General features: G+C 63.3%; 18 protein-coding genes. 8 read left to right on the top strand and 10 right to left on the bottom strand.

Translation table 11 applies throughout. The features are described 5' to 3' along the window. Positions 1-85: 85 nt before the first annotated feature. Both NKH22_RS01525 and NKH22_RS01520 read left to right on the top strand, forming a co-directional pair. Positions 86-598 (top strand): MaoC family dehydratase, encoded by a 513-nt coding sequence (locus NKH22_RS01525; RefSeq protein WP_444848965.1) that lies wholly within the window; start codon positions 86-88, stop codon positions 596-598. Beyond that, entirely contained in the window at positions 598-1,473 is an 876-nt protein-coding gene (locus NKH22_RS01520; protein WP_023691140.1) for an HpcH/HpaI aldolase/citrate lyase family protein, read from the top strand. Before NKH22_RS01525 ends, NKH22_RS01520 begins: the two co-directional genes overlap by 1 nt. Here NKH22_RS01520 and NKH22_RS01515 read toward each other — a convergent pair. Both NKH22_RS01515 and NKH22_RS01510 read right to left on the bottom strand, forming a co-directional pair. Further along, positions 1,470-3,371 (bottom strand): CASTOR/POLLUX-related putative ion channel, encoded by a 1,902-nt coding sequence (locus NKH22_RS01515; RefSeq protein ID WP_023691139.1) that lies wholly within the window; start codon positions 3,369-3,371, stop codon positions 1,470-1,472. The two genes, NKH22_RS01520 and NKH22_RS01515, sit on opposite strands and share 4 nt — an antisense overlap. Before the next feature lie 111 nt (positions 3,372-3,482). Beyond that, positions 3,483-4,067 carry a nitroreductase family protein gene (locus NKH22_RS01510; protein ID WP_023723386.1) on the bottom strand — a complete coding sequence of 195 codons (585 nt, stop codon included), beginning with the start codon at positions 4,065-4,067 and terminating at the stop codon, positions 3,483-3,485. A gap of 165 nt (positions 4,068-4,232) precedes the next feature. Here NKH22_RS01510 and NKH22_RS01505 point away from each other — a divergent pair, with 165 nt between their 5' ends. Continuing rightward, positions 4,233-5,195, top strand: a complete 963-nt coding sequence (locus tag NKH22_RS01505; RefSeq protein WP_023691136.1) for an RgsD C-terminal domain-containing protein — start codon at positions 4,233-4,235, stop codon at positions 5,193-5,195. 58 nt (positions 5,196-5,253) lie between these two features. On the opposite strand, the gene NKH22_RS01500 is transcribed toward NKH22_RS01505, so the two are convergent. Together NKH22_RS01500 and thrS are read right to left on the bottom strand one after the other, a co-directional pair. Beyond that, on the bottom strand, positions 5,254-6,192 hold the full coding sequence (locus NKH22_RS01500; protein WP_023691135.1) for a lysophospholipid acyltransferase family protein: 939 nt from the start codon (positions 6,190-6,192) through the stop codon (positions 5,254-5,256). Between the two features lie 85 nt (positions 6,193-6,277). Next, the gene (gene thrS / locus NKH22_RS01495; RefSeq protein WP_023805324.1) at positions 6,278-8,251 is read right to left on the bottom strand and encodes a threonine--tRNA ligase; all 1,974 of its coding nucleotides are present in this window, start codon (positions 8,249-8,251) and stop codon (positions 6,278-6,280) included. A gap of 376 nt (positions 8,252-8,627) precedes the next feature. Between thrS and NKH22_RS01490 the strand changes: the two genes are divergently transcribed. Continuing rightward, entirely contained in the window at positions 8,628-9,293 is a 666-nt protein-coding gene (locus tag NKH22_RS01490) for an SAM-dependent methyltransferase (RefSeq protein WP_352908828.1), read from the top strand. Positions 9,294-9,306: 13 nt separating this feature from the next. Here NKH22_RS01490 and blaOXA read toward each other — a convergent pair whose 3' ends face one another. The 3 genes from blaOXA to NKH22_RS01475 all read right to left on the bottom strand — a co-directional run bounded on the left by blaOXA (position 9,307) and on the right by NKH22_RS01475 (position 10,939). After that, positions 9,307-10,122: a class D beta-lactamase gene (gene blaOXA, locus NKH22_RS01485; RefSeq protein ID WP_352908826.1), complete on the bottom strand. Its 816-nt coding sequence runs from the start codon at positions 10,120-10,122 to the stop codon at positions 9,307-9,309. 138 nt (positions 10,123-10,260) lie between these two features. Beyond that, entirely contained in the window at positions 10,261-10,650 is a 390-nt protein-coding gene (yidD, locus tag NKH22_RS01480) for a membrane protein insertion efficiency factor YidD (RefSeq protein WP_352908824.1), read from the bottom strand. Between the two features lie 124 nt (positions 10,651-10,774). Beyond that, the gene (locus NKH22_RS01475; protein WP_352908823.1) at positions 10,775-10,939 is read right to left on the bottom strand and encodes a hypothetical protein; all 165 of its coding nucleotides are present in this window, start codon (positions 10,937-10,939) and stop codon (positions 10,775-10,777) included. Positions 10,940-11,031: 92 nt separating this feature from the next. On the opposite strand from NKH22_RS01475, the gene NKH22_RS01470 reads away from it, so the two are divergent. Beyond that, entirely contained in the window at positions 11,032-11,949 is a 918-nt protein-coding gene (locus NKH22_RS01470) for a LysR substrate-binding domain-containing protein (protein WP_023821419.1), read from the top strand. A gap of 87 nt (positions 11,950-12,036) precedes the next feature. Here the strand turns inward: NKH22_RS01470 and NKH22_RS01465 are convergent, their stop codons facing one another. Continuing rightward, positions 12,037-12,483 (bottom strand): iron-sulfur cluster assembly scaffold protein, encoded by a 447-nt coding sequence (locus tag NKH22_RS01465; RefSeq protein WP_023821420.1) that lies wholly within the window; start codon positions 12,481-12,483, stop codon positions 12,037-12,039. A gap of 241 nt (positions 12,484-12,724) precedes the next feature. On the opposite strand from NKH22_RS01465, the gene folE reads away from it, so the two are divergent. The 3 genes from folE (at position 12,725) to NKH22_RS01450 (ending at position 14,910) form a co-directional block, all read left to right on the top strand. Next, complete coding sequence (gene folE / locus NKH22_RS01460; RefSeq protein WP_023667622.1) at positions 12,725-13,360, top strand: GTP cyclohydrolase I FolE; 636 nt, start codon at positions 12,725-12,727, stop codon at positions 13,358-13,360. A gap of 35 nt (positions 13,361-13,395) precedes the next feature. Further along, on the top strand, positions 13,396-13,854 hold the full coding sequence (gene hisI / locus NKH22_RS01455) for a phosphoribosyl-AMP cyclohydrolase (protein ID WP_023821421.1): 459 nt from the start codon (positions 13,396-13,398) through the stop codon (positions 13,852-13,854). Between the two features lie 84 nt (positions 13,855-13,938). Further along, positions 13,939-14,910, top strand: coding sequence for a patatin family protein (locus NKH22_RS01450; RefSeq protein ID WP_023667624.1), 972 nt, complete (start codon positions 13,939-13,941; stop codon positions 14,908-14,910). 14 nt (positions 14,911-14,924) lie between these two features. Here NKH22_RS01450 and recJ read toward each other — a convergent pair whose 3' ends face one another. Together recJ and NKH22_RS01440 are read right to left on the bottom strand one after the other, a co-directional pair. Further along, positions 14,925-16,709 (bottom strand): single-stranded-DNA-specific exonuclease RecJ, encoded by a 1,785-nt coding sequence (recJ, locus tag NKH22_RS01445; RefSeq protein WP_023821422.1) that lies wholly within the window; start codon positions 16,707-16,709, stop codon positions 14,925-14,927. A 250-nt stretch (positions 16,710-16,959) separates the two neighbouring features. Next, entirely contained in the window at positions 16,960-18,273 is a 1,314-nt protein-coding gene (locus NKH22_RS01440) for a homoserine dehydrogenase (RefSeq protein WP_023821423.1), read from the bottom strand. Between the last annotated feature and the right edge of the window lie 46 nt (positions 18,274-18,319).

The raw sequence follows: 18,319 nt of genomic DNA, 5'->3' as shown, positions 1-18,319 counted from the left end.
TGCTACGCCCCTTGCCGGAAAGCTTCCGGCCCCAGGAATGACCCTAGGCAGAAATGGTTTACGAACGGTTCACCATGTTTATTAACTGGCTTGCGGGTGGCATGGGCAGCGCCTATCAACCGTCAGGCAGCGGAGGAGAAAAACGATGCCCGGGCTTTATCTCGAAGAGTTCGTCGTCGGACATGTCTTTCGGCACACGCTGCGCAAGACCGTCACCGAAAGCGATAACATGCTGTTCTCGGTGATGACGCTGAACCCGCAGCCGCTGCACATCGACTTCGACTTCGCCGCCAAGAGCGAATGGGGCAGACCGCTGGTCAATTCGCTGTTCACGCTCGGCCTGATGATCGGCATTTCCGTCAATGACATCACCGTCGGCACCACAATTGCCAATCTCGGCATGAAGGAGACGGTGTTTCCGCACCCGGTCTTCCACGGCGACACCATCCGTGTCGAAACGACGGTGCTCTCAGTCAGGGACTCGAAATCGAAGCCGGACCGCGGCATCGTCGAGTTCGAGCATCACGCCTACAATCAGAACGATGTGCTCGTTGCCAAATGCACGCGCCAGGCGATGATGATGAAAAAGGCGGCCTGATGCGCTCGCTGCTGTTTGTGCCCGGGGATTCCAAAAAGAAACTGGAGAAGGGTTTTGGCGCCGGCGCCGACGTGGTCATCGTCGACCTTGAGGATTCCGTGGCGCCACAAAACAAGCCGTCGGCACGCGACATCGCAGCACGCTTTATTGCCGGCAACAGGCAGCAGACAAGCTCCGCCATCTATATCAGAGTCAACGACCTATCGACCGGGTTGACCGACGATGATCTGGCCGTCCTGGTTCCGGTCAAACCCGACGGCATCATGCTGCCGAAGTCGAACAGCGGCCAGGATGTCCAGCAGCTATCCGTAAAGCTCCGCGTACATGAGGCCGAAAACGGATTGCCGGATGGCGCGATCAAGATCCTGCCGATCATTACCGAGACCGCTGCTGGGTTGCTGGCCGCCGCGACCTATGCCGGGGCAAGCGCCAGGCTTGCCGGCCTCACCTGGGGTGCCGAAGATCTGTCGGCGGCGATCGGCGCGCAGGCTGCGCGCGACGACAACGGCCGCTACACCGATGTCTTCCGCCTTGCCCGCACCATGACCATCCTTGCCGCCGGCGCAGCTGAAGTCGCGGCGATCGACACGGTTTTCCCCGCCTTTCGCGACATGGCCGCCTTCGAAGCCGAATGCACGGAGGCCGAGCGTGACGGCTTTACCGGCAAGATGGCGATCCATCCGGCGCAAGTGCCGGTCATCAACGCCGCCTTCACGCCATCGGCGGAGGCAGTGCAACGCTCGCAGGCCATCGTCGCGGCCTTTGAGGCGGCCGGAAATCCCGGCGTGGTCGGCATTGACGGCAAGATGTATGACCGGCCGCATCTCAGGCTCGCCGAACGGCTTCTGGCTCGCGCCAAGGCAGTCGGGGTTTAGTCCCGCGCCAGCACGATGACCCGGTCCTCCGGCAGGTAGGCCAGCGCTTGCGACTTCAAAGGGTTGACGGTGACGCCGCCCAGAGCCCGCTCATCATTCTGCGCAGCGCGAACGCGCCTATGCCCGATGGCGATCTCGCCGCGCAGACGCGCCGATTCCGCGATCGTCCAGAACGTCACCGGATGGTCGATGGCGACATAGTCGCCGACCGGACGCATGTAGATTTCGGAGCCCTCCTCGTCGAGCAGGTCATCGAAGATCGCGGCGAGATGCTGGTTCTCGGATGCCTGCGCCAGCATCAGGCTGACCAGCCTGTTGCTGACGACGAAATCATCGGCCTTGGTCACCGCCGCCAACTCGCGGTTGCGCACGTCGATCATTTCGCTGACAATCGAGATATGCGTGCCGGCATCGTCTGCGATTTTGCGCAAATGCAGCAGCGTCACCAGCGTGCGCGTATCGGCGGGCTGCGCTGCCATGGTCTCGCTGTAGCCGAGGACGAGCACGTGGTCGTAAGAAGGCACGTCCAGACTTGCCAGTGCTGTTCTGCTCGACGTGTCGGTGATGCGGCAGGAAACCGCCAGATTGTCGCCGACGACCGGCAGTCCGGCAACTTCCTGCTCGAGGCCAGGCGTATCGGCGGCGATGGTCAGGATTGACCCAGGTGCGACGTAGCGCGACAGTTCATAGGTGATGATCGGACCGCGCCGGTTCCAGCCAAGGATCAGCGTGCGCTCCGGCTTCGCCTCGACAGGCTGATGGCGAAGGATTGCCGCGGCTTCGATCTTGGCCCCGGCGCTTCCCAGCTTGATGGCGGCATCGTCCTCGGCAATGATGATGGCGCGCATGTCCTTGCCGATTACCAGCTCCGACGGCGGGTTGAGATTGACGCGCCCCTGCTGGTCGCAGAGCCCGATCAGCGTGCAATGCTCATACGCCATCACTGCCTCGCCGAAGGTCTTGCCGGTGAGATCAGGCTGCTCGGTCGTGTAGATTTCGCAGCCGTCGAAATCGAGCAGCTCCGAATAGACGCCGCTGAGACCCGACTGCCGGCTCGAATGCACGACGATGCGCGAGATCAGCTGGTCGGCCAGGACAAGCTGTACCTCGGCCCCGCCGACGACGCGGGCAACCTCGGCGTTCTTTCCGTCGCGGATCTCGGCGGCGATGTTATAGGGCGCCGTGCGCCGGTTCGGGTCGTTGGCCAGCGCCAGCACCGTCTTGATCACCTGCGAATCCGGGTCGTCGCCGTCCGGCGACAGCACGATGATCGAGCGCGAGGTCTGCGGGTTGACGATGGCCAGATCGTAGAGGTCGGTCGGGTCGCCGCTGCGGCAGATGATGCGTGTATTGCCCAGTCTGCCGACTTTGGCGGCGATCTCGTCCTCCATCGCCACCTTGTCCATATTGGCCATGACGACAATGCGCGGATGGCGGCGGCTGGCATTGGCAATGACGAGTTCGGAGATGACGTCGAAGATCGACGGCGACCAGTTGAGGATGATGGTGTGGTCGCTCTCCAGCACCCGCGAACGGCCCTTGCGCAATTCATCGAGCTTGCTGTCGACGCCGGCGCTGAGCACGCCGATGAGGGCCGACACGACGAAGATGCCGGCGAGCGTGACAAAGAGCATGACGAGACGAAAGGCCCAGCCGGTGTCGCCGCCCATCGTGCCGGAATCGAGCGTGCGCATCAGCGATTCCCAGAATGCTTCGAAGAAGTTCAGTGGTTCGCCGCCCTCCGGCGCGATGCGGGTCACCGCAAGAAAAGCCGCGGCGGCGATGATGATCAGCAGCGAAGCGACGGCGAGCCAGCCGATCAGCGCGATCGGCCCGGCCGCCATGCTCTTGTCAAACCCATAGCGCAGCCGGGTTCGCAGCAAGTCTCGTTTCTTCATGTCGCCGGCGACCCCCAAAAAAATCCCCATGGTCGATGCGCCAACCCCCAACGCATCGCCGAAGCCGCTGTCTTAGCCTGTGTTTAAATAAAGGGGAATCGCTTTCGGGTGTCAGCCGTTCCACGGCCCCGCATAATCGGCATAGAGCTTTGCCGGATCGGGCCGCGGCCGTTCCGGCGCCGGTCCCTGATAGCAGCCGATATGGACGAAGCCGACAACACGTTCCTGTGGCGCCACTCCCAGCAGCGCCCTGCCCTCCGCCACGTCGGAATACCAGTTGCTGATCATGTTGGTGCCGTAGCCCAGCGCATTGGCTGCGATCATCAGGTTCATCGCCGCCATGCCGCCGGACAGGAACATTTCCCATTGCGGGATTTTTGGATTGTCCTTCGGGCTCGAGACCACGCCGATCACCAGCGGCGCACGCGAAAACCGAGCCAGTTCCTGGTTGCGGCGGTTTTCCGGCAGCGGTCCTTCGCGCTGTTCGGCGAGCGCCGCCAGCTTCCTGCCGATCTCGACGCGCGCCTCGCCGCGATAAAGGATGAAGCGCCACGGCTCCAGCCGGCCGTGATCGGGCACCCGGCTTGCAGCCGCGATCATGGTCGCGATATCGCCATCGCTGGGCGCCGGTTCCTTCAATTCAGGAATCGGTGCGGAGTTTCGGGTCAGCAGGAAGTCGATGATCGGCGACGCCATGGGGGCCAGGTCTCCTAAAGCACTCGATTTTGAGCTGAAGCGCGCCATTGCGGATCGGGGCGGCTCCGGCATTGGCGCGGGCGCGCCGGACGAAAGAACCTGTTGCCAAGGCGGTCGGACTCTTAAGCCTTGAAATTGCCACCGCCTTGGGCTTCAACGCAAGGCATGTTTGAGGGGACATCGCGCCTTTTCCTGATTTGGCTCGCCGTAGCGCTGTTTGCGCCGGCCTCGATGGCCATGGCGCAGAATGCCGACGGCATCGGCAATCTGAAACTCCCCGATATTTCGAGCTATGCACCGCCCAAGGGCGAGACGCCGCTGGCACTCGGTGGCGGCGGCGCCATAACGCTGTCGGCGCAGTTGACCGACAAGGGCGCCGACATCACGCGCGGCATCGTCTGGCGCGTCTTCAAGCCCGAGGCCGCCGGCGACGGCAAGCTGCCGATGGTGGCTTCCGCGCATGGCGGCAGCGCCGTGTTCCAGCTCGAACCCGGCAGCTATCTGGTCCACGCCTCATACGGACGCGCCGGCGCCACCAAGCGCATCACCGTCGGCAAGGACGCCAAGCGCGAAAGCCTGGTGCTCGATGCCGGCGGCCTCAAGCTCGACGCGGTGCTGTCGGGCGGCGTGCGTATTCCGCCGAAAAAACTGCGCTTCTCCATTTATGAGGGCACCGCCGAGGCCAATGGCGACCGCGCTTTGATCATTCCCGATGTCGAGCCGAACAGCGTCGTGCGGCTCAACGCCGGCGTTTATCATGTCGTCTCCACCTATGGCGCGGTCAATGCCGTCATTCGCTCCGACATCCGCGTCGAAGCCGGCAAGCTGACCGAAGCCACCGTCGAGCATCGCGCGGCGGAGGAGACCATGAAGCTGGTGCGCGAGACCGGCGGCGAGGCCATCGCCGATACATCCTGGTCGCTGCTCAACGAATCCGGCGACCCGATCAAGGAGGCCGTCGGCGCCTTCGCCTCGATGGTCTTGGCCGAAGGCCAATACACCATCATCGCCAAGAACCGCGACCGCATCTACCAGAAGGATTTCACCGTCGTTGCCGGACAGAACCAGGAGATCGAGGTCCTGGCCACCGAGGCGTCGGCCATCGATCCCGAGGAAGGCGCCGACTGACCGGCGCGCCCATTGGCCTCGGTTTGGCCCTCAGTTGAAGTGGTAGTTCAGGGCTACGTCAGGCGGCCTTGCGCAGGCGGCGCTGCAGGAAGTGGACCCGGCCGCGCGGCGCGTCGGGCGCCAGATCGAAGACGCCGCGATGAAGACGCTCAAGCAGCGCCTTGCGATCGCGCAGCGATTCCAGCTCGGCCCAGCTCAACAGGTTGCCGACGCGCACGTCGATCGTCTTGCCGGACAGCCGCGCGAATTCGCGGATGAGCATTGAAAGGCGCAACGTCAGCGACGCCTTGCCGACGAATTTCGCCACCCTTCCTTCGCGCTCCGCCATGTTCATCGGGCCGCTGACCAGATGGAACAGCCGGCCGTTCTGCCCGGAAAAATGCATCGGCACCACCGACGCCTTGGCGTCCTGCACGAGGCGCGCCGGAAACATCTTCCACGGCAGGTCGCGCGCCCGGCCAAAGCCTTTCGGCGCGGTGGCGACGCCGCCGGCCGGAAATACGACGATGGTGACGCCCTCTTTCAACAGCCGCACTGCCTCGTGGCGCACCGCCATGTTGTTCTTCACCGCGTCCTTGGTCTCGGAAAAGTCGACCGGCAGCGAGTACGGTTCCATCTCGCGGATCTTCAGCAGATCCTTGTGGATCATGACGCGGAACGGACGCCCGAGCTGCTCGACGAGCGACAGCACGGCAATGCCGTCGCCAATGCCGAACGGGTGGTTGGCAACGATCACCAGCGGCGTGTCGGGCAGCCCCGCCGGCGGCCACTGATCGGTGCTGCGCACCTTGACGTCGATCAGCTGCAGCATGCGGCTGAACACCCGCTCGCCGGTCGGCGCCACCTGGCGGCGCCAGAAATCATAGAGCGCGGCATACCGGTCGCGCCCCGACAGACCTTCAATGGAATGGATGAACCAGCGCGTCAGCGCCGGCTGGCTCGCATTGGCGTAGGAGAGTTCGGGAAACGGTCTTTCCCGTATCTTCAGCTTGAGCATGGGGGCTCGTTACAAGGTTGGCGTGACAGGCATGTGAAAATGGCGGTGGATCGCTCCACCGCCATTTCTACGAAACATTGTTTGCTCAGGCCGCGCTGCGCCTTCGGTCGGCTGAAACAGCCTCGTCGGAAAGCAGCTTCAGCGCGTCGGCCAGCTTGAGCGATTCCTGATCGCGCGAGCCGAGCCGGCGCATGTTGACGGTCTCCTCTTCCGCCTCGCGCTTGCCGCAGACGAGGATCACAGGAACCTTGGCCAGCGAATGCTCACGCACCTTGTAGTTGATCTTCTCGTTGCGCAGATCCGGTTCGGCCAAAAGTCCTGCCGCCTTCAACTGTGCGACAACCTTTCGCGCATAGTCGTCAGCATCCGAGGTGATCGTCGCCACAACCACCTGCAGCGGCGCGAACCACAGCGGGAAATGGCCGGAATAATGCTCGATCAGGATGCCGAGAAAGCGTTCCATCGAACCGCAGATGGCGCGATGCACCATCACCGGCTGCTTCTTTTCCGAATCCGAACCGATGTAGAAGGCGCCAAAGCGTTCCGGCAGATTGAAGTCGACCTGCGTGGTGCCGCACTGCCATTCGCGGCCGATCGCGTCCTTCAGCACATATTCGAATTTCGGCCCGTAGAAAGCGCCCTCGCCCGGATTGATCGAGGTCTTGATGCGGTTTCCCGAGCGCGTCCTGATTGTATCCAGCACGTTGCCCATGATCGCCTCGGCATGATCCCAGGCCTCGTCGGTGCCGACGCGCTTATCCGGCCGCGTCGACAGCTTCACGCTGACATCGTCGAAGCCGAAATCGGCGTAGGTCGACAGGATCAGATCGTTGATGCGCAGGCACTCCGCGGCCAGCTGCTCCTCGGTGCAGAAGATGTGCGCATCGTCCTGCGTGAAGCCGCGCACGCGCATCAGCCCGTGCAAGGCGCCGGACGGTTCGTAACGATGCACATTGCCGAATTCCGCAAGCTTTACGGGCAGATCGCGATAGGATTTCAACCCATGCTTGAATATCTGCACGTGGCCCGGACAATTCATCGGCTTTAGCGCGAACACGCGGTCGTCGTCGGTGTCGTCGCCGGCCACCGTCACCTTGAACATGGCATCGCGATACCAGCCCCAGTGGCCCGACGTCTCCCACAGGCTCTTGTCGAGAACCTGCGGTGCGTTGACCTCCTGGTAGCCTTGCTCGTCGAGGCGGCGGCGCATGTAGTTGACCAGATTCTGGAACATCTTCCAGCCCTTGGCGTGCCAGAAGACGACGCCCGGCCCCTCTTCCTGGAAATGGAACAGGTCCATCTCGCGGCCGAGTTTGCGGTGGTCACGCTTCTCTGCCTCTTCCAGCATCGTCTGGTAGGCATCGAGTTCAGCCTGCTCGGCCCATGCCGTGCCGTAGATGCGGGTCAGCATCGGGTTGTTCGAATCGCCGCGCCAATAGGCGCCGGCCACCTTCATCAGCTTGAAGGCGTTGCCGATCTGGCCGGTCGAGGCCATGTGCGGGCCGCGGCAGAGGTCGAACCATTCGCCCTGGGAATAGATCTTGAGATCCTGGTCTTCGGGAATGGTGTCGATCAGCTCGAGCTTGTAGCGCTCGCCCTTCTCGGCAAAGACCTTTTTCGCCTTGTCGCGCGACCAGACTTCCTTGGTGAACGGCTTGTTGCGCGCAATGATCTCGCGCATCTTCTTTTCGATCACCGGGAAATCGTCAGGCGTGAACGGCTCGTTGCGGGCGAAGTCGTAATAGAATCCGTTCTCGATCACCGGCCCGATGGTCACTTGCGTTCCCGGCCACAGTTCCTGCACGGCCTCCGCCAGCACGTGTGCTGCATCGTGACGGATGAGCTCCAGCGCGCGCGGATCGGTGCGGGTGATGATCTCGACCTTGCCGGACTTGCCAAGCGGGTCGGAAAGATCGCGAACGGTGCCGTCGATGGCATAGGCGACGGCTTTCTTGGCCAGCGACTTCGAGATCGATTCGGCGAGGCCTGCACCGGTCATCGCCGCGTCATAGTCGCGAACGGAGCCATCGGGAAATGTCAGGGAAACGGAATTCAGCATTTGTATCTCCTATCCAGTCCCGCAAACGAGCGCGGGTGGTCGTGGTGTGAAGCCGGAGGCATCCGGCAGCGGGCGGGTTTTAGAGGCCACGCGGCATCAGGTAAAGAGCCGTCGTTGGCGCAGCTGTCAGGAAATGGCGCGACAGATGTCGCAGGCCAGTCGCACAGGCTTGCGAATTTCCCCGACACGAGGTTGGAATCCCCGGCATGGAAGACGCAAAACCCAGCCGAACCGCCTTGGGCGTCGCGCGCATGCGGGCCCTCCACCAGTTCTCGCAGCAGGCGGCGCTGTTTCGCGACCCATATGCGAGTGCGATACTGGGCGATGCCGCACCGACGGTGCAGGAGCTCGAGCAGGAGGTGAGCGCAGCCGGCGCATGCGCCTGTTCGTGGCAGCGCGCGCCCGCCTCGCCGAGGACTGGCTGGCTGCGGCGGTGCGCCGGGGCGTCCAGCAAGTGGTGGTGCTCGGCGCCGGCCTCGACACTTTCTCGCTGCGCAATCCGTACCCTGATGTCGCGGTGTTCGAAGTCGATCACCCGGCGACACAGGCCTGGAAACGGAAATGCATCGCCGATGCTGGTCTTGCCGAACCGCGGGCCACCATGTTCGCGCCGGTCAACTGCGAGCGCCAGCGCCCCGCGGATGAACTGGCATCGGCCGGTTTGCGGCAGACCGAGCCCAGTTTCTTCATCTGGCTGGGTGTCGTTCCGTATCTGAGCCAGGACGCAATCTTCAGCACCCTGTCCTGGATTGCCGGCATGCCCGGTTCGGAGGTCGTCTTCGACTACAGCGAGCCCGCCGAGAACCGCGATGCGGCTGGACAGGCTGCCCTCTCTTTCCATGCGGCGCGCGTCGCCGCTGCCGGAGAGCCCTGGATCAGCTTCTTCGTGCCCGCGGCACTGGCGCAATCGCTGCGCGAGCTCGGCTTCGATGAGATCGAAGATCTGGAAAGCAGCGACATCGCCGCCCGCTTCTCCAGGACGCCAAAGGCGGAGACAAGGAATTCCGGCGGCCACATCCTTCGTGCCCGCCGGAGCACTTGAAGCTAAAGCAAGTTCACTTCACCAGTTGCGGCAACTCCCTCAGTAACGCCGCGCGTGTCGCCGGGCCCTTCGGCATGTCGATCGGTTTGGTATCGACGACCACCCGGGCAAAGACGATCCGGCGGCCGCCCTTTTCGGCCCAGCCGACGAACCAGCCCAGCGAGCGCTTGTCCTTGCTGTTGCCGAGCCTGGTGCTGCCGGTCTTGCCCTGCACTGTCCAGTCGCCGGCCTGGAAAGTCGGCAGGATGGCCCTGGCCATCTCGTGCGCCTTGGCAGAAACAGGCATCTTGCCGGCAAGCAGCCGGCGCAGGAAGGCCGTCTGTTCGACCGGCGATATCTCAAGCGAGGAATTTATCCAGGATTGCGTGAGCCCGTTATCCTTGCCGGCATCGCCCGAGACATCCATGTTGCCGTAGTCGAACTTCGAGACATAGAAGGCAAACTTCTCGCTCCCAAGCCGGCGTGTGATCTCGCGCGAATACCACACGACCGAGTCGCGCTCCCAGATTACCGGATCGACGGTCTTGTGGTCGCGCTTCACCGCCTTGAACTCGGGCTTGTAATCCCAGCTGGGCGTGTGTTCGTCGCTGAGGATTCCGCTGTCGTACCCGATCAGCGCCAGCGGCACCTTGAAGGTCGACGCCGGGCTGACGCGTTGGTCGCAGACGCCGCTTTGATAGAGCGTCTCGCCGCTCGCCGCGTCCTGGATAAGCGTGCATTGGACATCGCCCAGCGGCGCCGATTGCGCCCGCATCGGAAATCCCAAAAACCAGGCCAGCAGGAACAGGACCGCGGCGATAATGAAGGGATGGGTTTCGATCCGGCGCATGCGAGCTCTCTCCTGGGGAATGACCAGGAGCCGCTTAGCGAAGTGTCTTGGCTCGATTTTGACTCAAATGCGCAGTGTTTGTGCAGCCCGTTGTTAACCCTACCGGATTGTAAAGAAATGCCGCGCTGGCGATCTGGATCAGGGACCAGCGCACCCGCCGTCGGCCTCGCCGCGCTTCCTGCCGATCTGCCAATAACGCCATGGCGTGAACCAGACGTAGCGCGGGGCGAGCACCTCCGGCACGCGGTCGATGCCGTGCGTTCCGAACGGCCCGCAGCGCAGCACGCGGAACAGCCCCATGAAGCCGCCGGCCCACAGGCCATGGCGGGCGATTGCCTCATGCGCGTATTCGGAACAGGTCGGCAGATGCCGGCAGGAATTGCCGACAAATCCGGACAGCGTCAGTTGATAGAGGCGCACCAGCGACGTGCCGAAAATGCGGCCGGGTGTTTTGCGCCAGGGACCGGGCCAGTTGCGTCCGCGCTGGGTCTGTCCGGCGGCATGCACATGCCGATGTTGGTCGCCCACCGCGGTCTCTTTCTGAACGTGATCCCCAACCCGGTTTCGGGATCAGCTTGCGTTTCCAAGCCGATAGATGTGAGCTTCGGCAGGCAAACGCAATCCCATTCACGCACTCGCCTCTATGTCGGCTTCAGGGTCTCGAGCGGCGAAACGGATGCCGGTCACCCGACGTCGACCAGCGACCGGGGCTCGCCGGCCCTTCTTCAATGCACGAGGTATGATGCCGCTTCTCGCCACGCCATTGAAACGTCGCGATCCGCATCACATCGCAAAAGATCTTCAGCAACTGGATCATGGCGCATCTCCTTTGAGGCGGATTAGACGCCCGCTGGCCTTCGCCTTCAAACGAGCATAATTTCCGGTTCGGATAACTTCGGGTTATGCGAAATGAAGCGCGGACGGTTGCCCCTGACGGCGTTGCGAAGTTTCGAGGCAGCTGGCCGGCAATTGAGCTTTAGCCGGGCCGCCGAGGAGCTGTTCGTCTCGCAGGCCGCCATCAGCCGGCAGATCAGGGAACTCGAGCAGTTCCTGCGCCAGCCCTTGTTCCACCGTCATCACCGCCGCGTCGAGCTGACCGAGGCCGGCCAGCGCCTGCTCGATCAGCTGGTCAGGAGTTTCGACGACATCGACAGGCTGCTTTCGGACCTTGTGGCGGCCCCGGCACAGTCGGTGGTTCGCGTCAGCGTCGAGCCGTCGCTGGCCTCTGTATGGCTGTTGCCGCGGCTCAACCGCTTCAGCCAGTTGCGGCCCGATATCGACGTTTCCCTCGAAGTCGACCCAAGGCCGATCGAGTTCCGCAGCGATCAGCCCGAACTCGCCTTGCGCTTCAGCGCGCGCGCCACCTCATGGCCGCGCAGCGAGGCCGAATGGCTAGCCTCGACCGTCGATTCACCGGTCCTGTCGCCGGCCTTGCTGGCATCGGGCCCTGCCCTCGAAAAGCCGCTCGACCTTGCCCGCTACACGCTGTTGCACGAGGAAAATCGTCAGGGCTGGGCGCGCTGGTTCGAGGCAGCCGGCGTCGCCGCGGACGCCATTCCGGCGCGCGGCCCTATGCTGGCGGATGTGTCGCTGTCGAAGCAGGCGGCCCTGCTCGGCCACGGCGTGGCGCTGGGCGATCTCTTGCAGATCGGCGAGGAGATAGCATCCGGCGCGCTGATCAAGCCGTTCGACATCGACGTCGCATCGGGCGCCTACTGGCTGGTCGCCAGGAGCTTGAAGGACCTGCCGGAGCCGGCCAAGGCCTTCGCCGACTGGGTGAGAAGCGAATTTGCCGAAAGCAGACGGGCGCAGCAAACCAAGGCATGAGCCCGCTTACGTGAGAAGCTCCTCGACGTGTTCAGCGCCCAATTTTGACAATTCACCGGCTGTTGGAGGAGCCGTTATGTACCAACATCACGCCGCTTGTTCGGCGCGTTTCTTCTCGATCTGACCGATGGCATCGACGACCGCATCGAAGGTCAGCATGGTCGAGGCATGGCGCGCCTTGTAGTCGCGCACCGGCTCCAGATATCTCAGATCGGCAAAGCGGCCTTGCGGCGGCGCGCCGTTTTCCTTGAGCATCTTCAGCATGGTGTCGCGCACCGCCCGCAATTCGTCGGCGCTGGCGCCGATGACATGTTGAGCCATGATCGAGGACGAGGCCTGGCCGAGGGCGCAGGCCTTCACGTCATGCGCGAAATCGGTGACGACGCCATTGTCCATCTTGAGGTCGATGGTCACCGTCGAGCCGCACAATTTGGAATGGGCCTTGGCCGTCGCATCCGGATGATCGAGCCGGCCGATGCGGGCGATGTTTCCGGCAAAACCCAGAATTTTCGCATTGTAGACGTCGTCAATCATATTTTTCCAATCCGTCGCCGCCAAGCGAACAGCGATTGCCGTTGTAGCGTCTTTCATTCGCTGCGTACGACCATATATAATGGTGGCAGTCGGGTATCGACAAGGCAACGCAAAGCCATCGTCCTTGCCCATTTCGTTCACGCCGCTTGCGGGCTGGAAACCGGGCGAGTTTTCAGCACCCGAAAGGTCGTGGTCCGTTCAACTCGTTCCTCCTGAGAGAGGAACTACGGGAGACGCCTTTATGGATGCCGTCATCAAGAAAATAATGCCCCCTTCCGACTATCTGGACAAGCCGGTCACCGACAGGCCGAGCGAAGCCGAGGTCGAGGCCGCCGTGCGCACGCTGTTGCGCTGGACCGGCGACAATCCGGACCGCGAGGGCCTGATCGACACGCCCAAGCGCGTCACCAAGGCCTTTCTCGAAATGTTCAACGGCTATGACATGTGCCCGGCCGAAGAGCTCGGCCGCACCTTCGAGGAAGTCGCCGGCTATGATGATCTCGTCATCGTCAGGGACATCCAGTTCCACTCGCATTGCGAGCACCACATGGTGCCGATCATCGGCAAGGCGCATGTCGGCTACCTCCCGGATGGCAAGGTCGTCGGCCTGTCCAAGATTGCCCGTGTGGTCGATATCTTCGCCCATCGCCTGCAGACTCAGGAGGCCATGACCGCACAGATCGCCGGCGTCATCCAGGACGTGCTCAATCCGCGCGGTGTCGCCGTCATGATCGAGGCTGAGCATATGTGCATGGCCATGCGCGGCATCCGCAAGCAGGGCTCCACTACGCTGACCTCGACCTTCACCGGCGTGTTCAAGGACACGCCCGAGGAACAGGTCCGTTTCGTCACCATGGTGCGCGGCCTCGGGGCGTAAGCCCCGCACCGGCATCGCTAGATCAAGGACCGGCGATGTCGGCACTAACATTTCCCAAGGCTCCATCTGACAAGAAGGCTCTCGAAGAAGGCGCGGTGTTTTCCCCGCGCTTCGATGCTGCCGGGCTGGTCACCGTCGTCGTCACCGACGCCGCTGACGGTATGCTGCTGATGGTCGCGCATATGAATGCCGAGGCGCTGGCGCTGACGCTCGAAACCGGCATCGCGCACTACTGGTCGCGCTCGCGCAAGGCGCTGTGGAAGAAGGGCGAAACATCAGGCAATTTTCAGACCGTCGTCGAGATGCTCACGGATTGTGACCAGGACGCCATATGGTTGCGCGTCAAAGTGTTGGGCCACGACGCAACTTGTCACACCGGCCGGCGTTCATGTTTTTATCGGACGGTGGGGCTAATCGGCGGCAAGGCAACGCTTGCCGACGATGGCAGCACGCCGCTGTTCGATGCGGAAAAAACGTATCGGAAGCCCGCGTGAACCATTCAACAGTCGCAAACCACTCATATTCACTATTCTCAAACGTCCTTCCTGTAGAACGGACGCGGGACAAGGGAGATCATGATGCTCGAGTGGGCGTCATTGCGTAGCAGACCGGACGTGCGGGAGGCCAATGGCCCCTCATCGTCCGGCGGCGTGCCTGACCCGCAACCCGCGGGCAAGACAGGCATTTCGCTCGCGCTGGGCGGCGGCTGCGCACGCGGCTGGGCGCACATTGGCGTGCTGCGCGCGCTCGACGAAGCCGGCATCGAAGTCTCGATGATCGCCGGCACCTCGATCGGCGCGCTGGTTGGCGGCTGCTATCTCGCCGGCAAGCTGGACGAACTCGAGGAGTTCGCCCGCAGCCTGACCAAGCGGCGCATCTTCGGCCTGCTCGATCTCAATCTGCGCGGCAGCGGCCTGTTCGGCGGCATGAAACTGGACGTCAGGCTGCGCGAGCACATGGCAGGCATCCGCTTCGAGGATCTGACGAAACCCTTCGTCGCCGTTGGCGCGGAAATTCGCACCGGCCATGAGATCTGGCTGTCCAGCGGTTCGCTGATCACCGCGATGCGGGCTTCCTATGCGCTGCCCGGCGTGTTCGAACCGGTGAATTGCAACGGCCGCATTCTGGTCGACGGCGCGCTGGTCAACCCGGTTCCGGTTTCGGTCTGCCGCGCCTACGAGCAGCCGCTGGTCGTCGCGGTCAACCTTCACTACGATCTGTTCGGCCGCGCCGCCGTCATCAAGCACAGCGCCGGCGAACTGCTCATCGAGAAGGACGCGCCCCGGCCAGGCCAGGCCAGCCCCGACCACCAGCCGCACCAGAGCCGTCTCGGCATCACCGGCGTCATGGTCGAAGCCTTCAACATCATCCAGGACCGGATTTCACGCGCAAGGCTGGCGGGCGATCCGCCCGACATGTCGCTGCAACCGAAACTCAGCCATATCGGCTTGACCGAATTCCACCGCGCGGATGAGGCGATCAGCGTCGGTTACCAGGCGACGATGGCGCAGATCAGCGAGTTGAAGCGGCTGCAGACGGTTCTCGCTTAAACCATTCGGCAATGTCAGGCTTTGGCCGCATCGGTGATGCGGAACTGCACCGTGCGGTTGCCGTTCCAATAATTCCCCGACAGCGAGCCGGCTACATGGATCGTGTTGCCCCTGTTCTTGAACAGGAATTCGCCCAGCGTGGTATCGACGGATCGAAAGGCGATGCCCTGGATGCGGCCGCCGCTTTCCGACTGCAGATCAGCCCGGATGTGGTTGGTGCCGACGGCCCGCGCGTCGGCCAGCCGATGGCGCGGCAGCGCGAACACCGGCGCGACATGGCCGGCGCCGAAAGGCCCGGCCTTTTCCAGTGCATCGAGCAAAGCAATCGTCGCGCCCTCGGCGGCGAGCGCGCCGTCGACGGCCAGACTTTCTTCGTCCTGCAGCCGGAACACTTCGGTCGCCGCGCGCTCCTCGAAGAAAGCACGGAGTTCGCCGAGCTTGGCGCGTTCCACCGTGATGCCGGCGGCCATGCCGTGGCCGCCGCCCTTGACGATCAGCCCGGCATCGGCGGCTGCGCGCACCAGCCGTCCGAGATCGAAGCCCGACACCGAACGGCCAGAGCCGGTGCCGATGCCATTGGCGTTGAAGGCGATGGCGAAGGCCGGCCGCCGCGCATGGTCCTTCAGCCGCGAGGCGATCAAGCCGACAATGCCGGGATGCCAATTGGTGCTGGCGGTGACGATGATGGCCGGCCCGTTGCCGCCGGCAAGTTCGGCGTCAGCCTCGGCGCGCGCCGCTGCCAGCATCTCCAGCTCCATCTGCTGGCGTTCCTGGTTGAGCCGGTCGAGTGTCTCGGCAATGGTCCTGGCCTCAACCGGATCGTCGGTGGCGAGCAGCCGGCTGCCAAGTGCTGCATCGCCGATGCGGCCGCCGGCATTGATGCGCGGCCCAATCAGATAGGCGAGATGAAAGGTGCTTATCGGCTCACCGATGCGGGACACCCGCGCCAGTGCGGCGAGCCCCTCATTCTTCTGCTGCCGCGCCATCTGTAGTCCCTTGACGACGAAAGCGCGGTTCACGCCGATGAGCGGCACCACATCGCAAACCGTGGCCAGCGCCGCCAGGTCGAGCAACGACAACAGGTCCGGTGGCGCTGCGTCGGGCAATCGGCTGCGCAGGACCCTCGCCGTCTGCACCAGAGTGAGGAAGACGACACCGGCGGCGCACAGATGGCCTTGCCCGGAAAGGTCGTCCTCGCGATTGGGATTGACGACCGCGGTCGCCTCCGGCAGCGGGCCGCCGACCTGATGGTGGTCGAGCACCACCACATCGGCGCCTGCGGCCTTGGCGGCATCGATGGAGACAGCGCTGTTGGTGCCGCAATCGACGGTGACGATCAGCGTCGCGCCGCGCGAGACCAGTTCGCGCATAGCCTCCGGATTGGGGCCGTAGCCCTCGAAGATGCGGTCGGGAATGTAGATCTCCGAAGGCACCGAGAAATGCGTCAGGAAGCGCTTGAGCAACGCCGAAGAGGCGGCGCCGTCGACATCGTAGTCGCCGAAGATTGCCACCTTCTCCTTGGCCATGACCGCCTCGGCGATGCGGGTCGCAGCCTTGCCCATGTCGGTCAGCGAAGCCGGATCCGGCAACAGATTGCGAATCGTCGGATCGAGGAAGCGCTCGGCCTGGTCGGCGGTGACGCCTCGCCCGGCGAGCACGCGAGCCACAATGTCGGGCACGCCGTGGCCCTGCGCTATGGCAAGCGCGGTCATGTCCTGCCGCTCGCTCAACCGGTGTTCCCAGGAAACACCGGTCGCCGACTGCCTGATATCGAGGAAGAGGCGTTTGTCGCCCGTCATAGGAGGCGTAATCTATAGATTGTCATTTCCGGCAATATGCGACGGCTAAACAGGAAAGTCTCAAAACTTTTCCACATCCTGGTGACGCACCTTGATCTCGCGGCTCACGCCTCCGCCAGAGCCCGATGATGATTGGTGGGTTCGACCTGAAATCTCAATCCGGCTCCAAATCAAAGAGATAGAGCACTATGGCGTCTGAACCACTTTTCAGCAGGAATATCAAATCGGTTAAGGAGAAAAATGACTTGGCCTAGCCAGCGCGCTCAATGCGGATAACCTGCGGCTTGTCTGTGAGGTGGCCGTCCTTGGTGATGCCGTCGACAGCCTTGCGCACCGCTGCTTCCGTCGTCTCGTGGGTGACCAGGATCACCGTCTTTTGCGCGTCCGTCTCGCCGCTGACGGCATGCTGGACGATCGATTCCAGCGAAATGTCGTTGTCCGCCATGCGCTTGGCGATCGCGGCGAAGACGCCGATGCGGTCGTGCACGGTCAGCCGGATGAAATAGCCGCCGGCATGGCTGCGCATCTGCGCCTTCTTGTAGGGGCGCAGTTCCTTGGCCGGCAGGCCGAACACCGGACCGTGCTGGAAGCCCGGCCGGCTCTTTGCGATGTCGGCGATATCGCCGACCACGGCGGACGCGGTGGCGTTGCCGCCGGCGCCCGGGCCGGAGAGCAGCAGTTCGCCCAAAATGTCGGTTTCGATGGCCACCGCATTGGTAACGCCATGCACCTGTGCGATCACCGACGCGGTCGGCACCATGGTCGGGTGCACGCGCTGCTCGATGCCGCTGTCGGTGCGTTGGGCGACGCCGAGCAATTTTATCCGGTAGCCAAGGTCGCCCGCGGCGCGGATATCGGCCTGGCTGATATTGGAAATGCCTTCCATGTAGATGTCATTGGCGGCGATCCTGGTGCCGAAGGCCAGGCTGGTCAGGATCGACAATTTATGCGCCGTGTCATGGCCCTCGATATCGAAAGTCGGATCGGCTTCGGCGTAGCCCAGCCGTTGCGCGTCCTTCAGGCACTCGTCGAAGGAGATGCCCTCGGCCTCCATGCGGGTCAGGATGTAGTTGCAGGTGCCGTTCAGGATGCCGAAGACGCGGGTGACCGAATTGCCGGCCATCGCCTCGCGCATCGTCTTGATGACCGGGATGCCGCCGGCAACTGCCGCCTCGTAGTTGAGCAGCACGCCCTTCTTCTCGGCGATTTCGGCAAGCGCCACGCCGTGCTTGGCCAACAGCGCCTTGTTGGCGGTGACGACATGACGTCCGGCTTCAAGTGCTGCCTTGACCGACGCGCGCGCTGCCCCTTCGTCGCCGCCGATCAGTTCGACGAAGACGTCGATATCGGCGGCCTGCGCCATCTTGATCGGATCGTCGAACCATTTGGCGGCGCTGAGGTCGACGCCACGGTCGCGCTTGGGATCGCGCGCGGAAACGGCCGTGACGATGACATCGCGTCCGCACTGGCGCGTCAGCTCCGCTGCCTTGTCGCGCAGCACGCGCGCCACCGAGGCGCCAACCGTACCCAGACCCGCAATTCCAACACGCAACGCTTCAGCCATGCCCGGCGACGCCCCTCAAAAAATCTGCTCGAATAAGATGTGCGGC

Source organism: Mesorhizobium sp. M1252 (assembly GCF_040318265.1).
Classification (GTDB): Bacteria; Pseudomonadota; Alphaproteobacteria; order Rhizobiales; family Rhizobiaceae; genus Mesorhizobium.
This window is presented reverse-complemented; position numbering and strand designations above follow the sequence as displayed.

Bases quoted from the DNA above. Each gene is read 5' to 3' on its own strand.
- NKH22_RS01515 (WP_023691139.1), bottom strand. From the start codon at position 3,371: ATGAAGAAACGAGACTTGCTGCGAACCCGGCTGCGCTATGGGTTTGAC.
- NKH22_RS01500 (WP_023691135.1), bottom strand. From the start codon at position 6,192: ATGCTCAAGCTGAAGATACGGGAAAGACCGTTTCCCGAACTCTCCTAC.
- thrS (WP_023805324.1), bottom strand. From the start codon at position 8,251: ATGCTGAATTCCGTTTCCCTGACATTTCCCGATGGCTCCGTTCGCGAC.
- recJ (WP_023821422.1), bottom strand. From the start codon at position 16,709: ATGACGGGCGACAAACGCCTCTTCCTCGATATCAGGCAGTCGGCGACC.
- NKH22_RS01505 (WP_023691136.1), top strand. From the start codon at position 4,233: ATGTTTGAGGGGACATCGCGCCTTTTCCTGATTTGGCTCGCCGTAGCG.
- NKH22_RS01475 (WP_352908823.1), bottom strand. From the start codon at position 10,939: ATGATCCAGTTGCTGAAGATCTTTTGCGATGTGATGCGGATCGCGACG.
- blaOXA (WP_352908826.1), bottom strand. From the start codon at position 10,122: ATGCGCCGGATCGAAACCCATCCCTTCATTATCGCCGCGGTCCTGTTC.
- NKH22_RS01470 (WP_023821419.1), top strand. From the start codon at position 11,032: ATGAAGCGCGGACGGTTGCCCCTGACGGCGTTGCGAAGTTTCGAGGCA.
- NKH22_RS01490 (WP_352908828.1), top strand. From the start codon at position 8,628: ATGCGCCTGTTCGTGGCAGCGCGCGCCCGCCTCGCCGAGGACTGGCTG.
- hisI (WP_023821421.1), top strand. From the start codon at position 13,396: ATGTCGGCACTAACATTTCCCAAGGCTCCATCTGACAAGAAGGCTCTC.
- NKH22_RS01450 (WP_023667624.1), top strand. From the start codon at position 13,939: ATGCTCGAGTGGGCGTCATTGCGTAGCAGACCGGACGTGCGGGAGGCC.
- NKH22_RS01440 (WP_023821423.1), bottom strand. From the start codon at position 18,273: ATGGCTGAAGCGTTGCGTGTTGGAATTGCGGGTCTGGGTACGGTTGGC.
- NKH22_RS01520 (WP_023691140.1), top strand. From the start codon at position 598: ATGCGCTCGCTGCTGTTTGTGCCCGGGGATTCCAAAAAGAAACTGGAG.
- folE (WP_023667622.1), top strand. From the start codon at position 12,725: ATGGATGCCGTCATCAAGAAAATAATGCCCCCTTCCGACTATCTGGAC.
- NKH22_RS01465 (WP_023821420.1), bottom strand. From the start codon at position 12,483: ATGATTGACGACGTCTACAATGCGAAAATTCTGGGTTTTGCCGGAAAC.
- NKH22_RS01510 (WP_023723386.1), bottom strand. From the start codon at position 4,067: ATGGCGTCGCCGATCATCGACTTCCTGCTGACCCGAAACTCCGCACCG.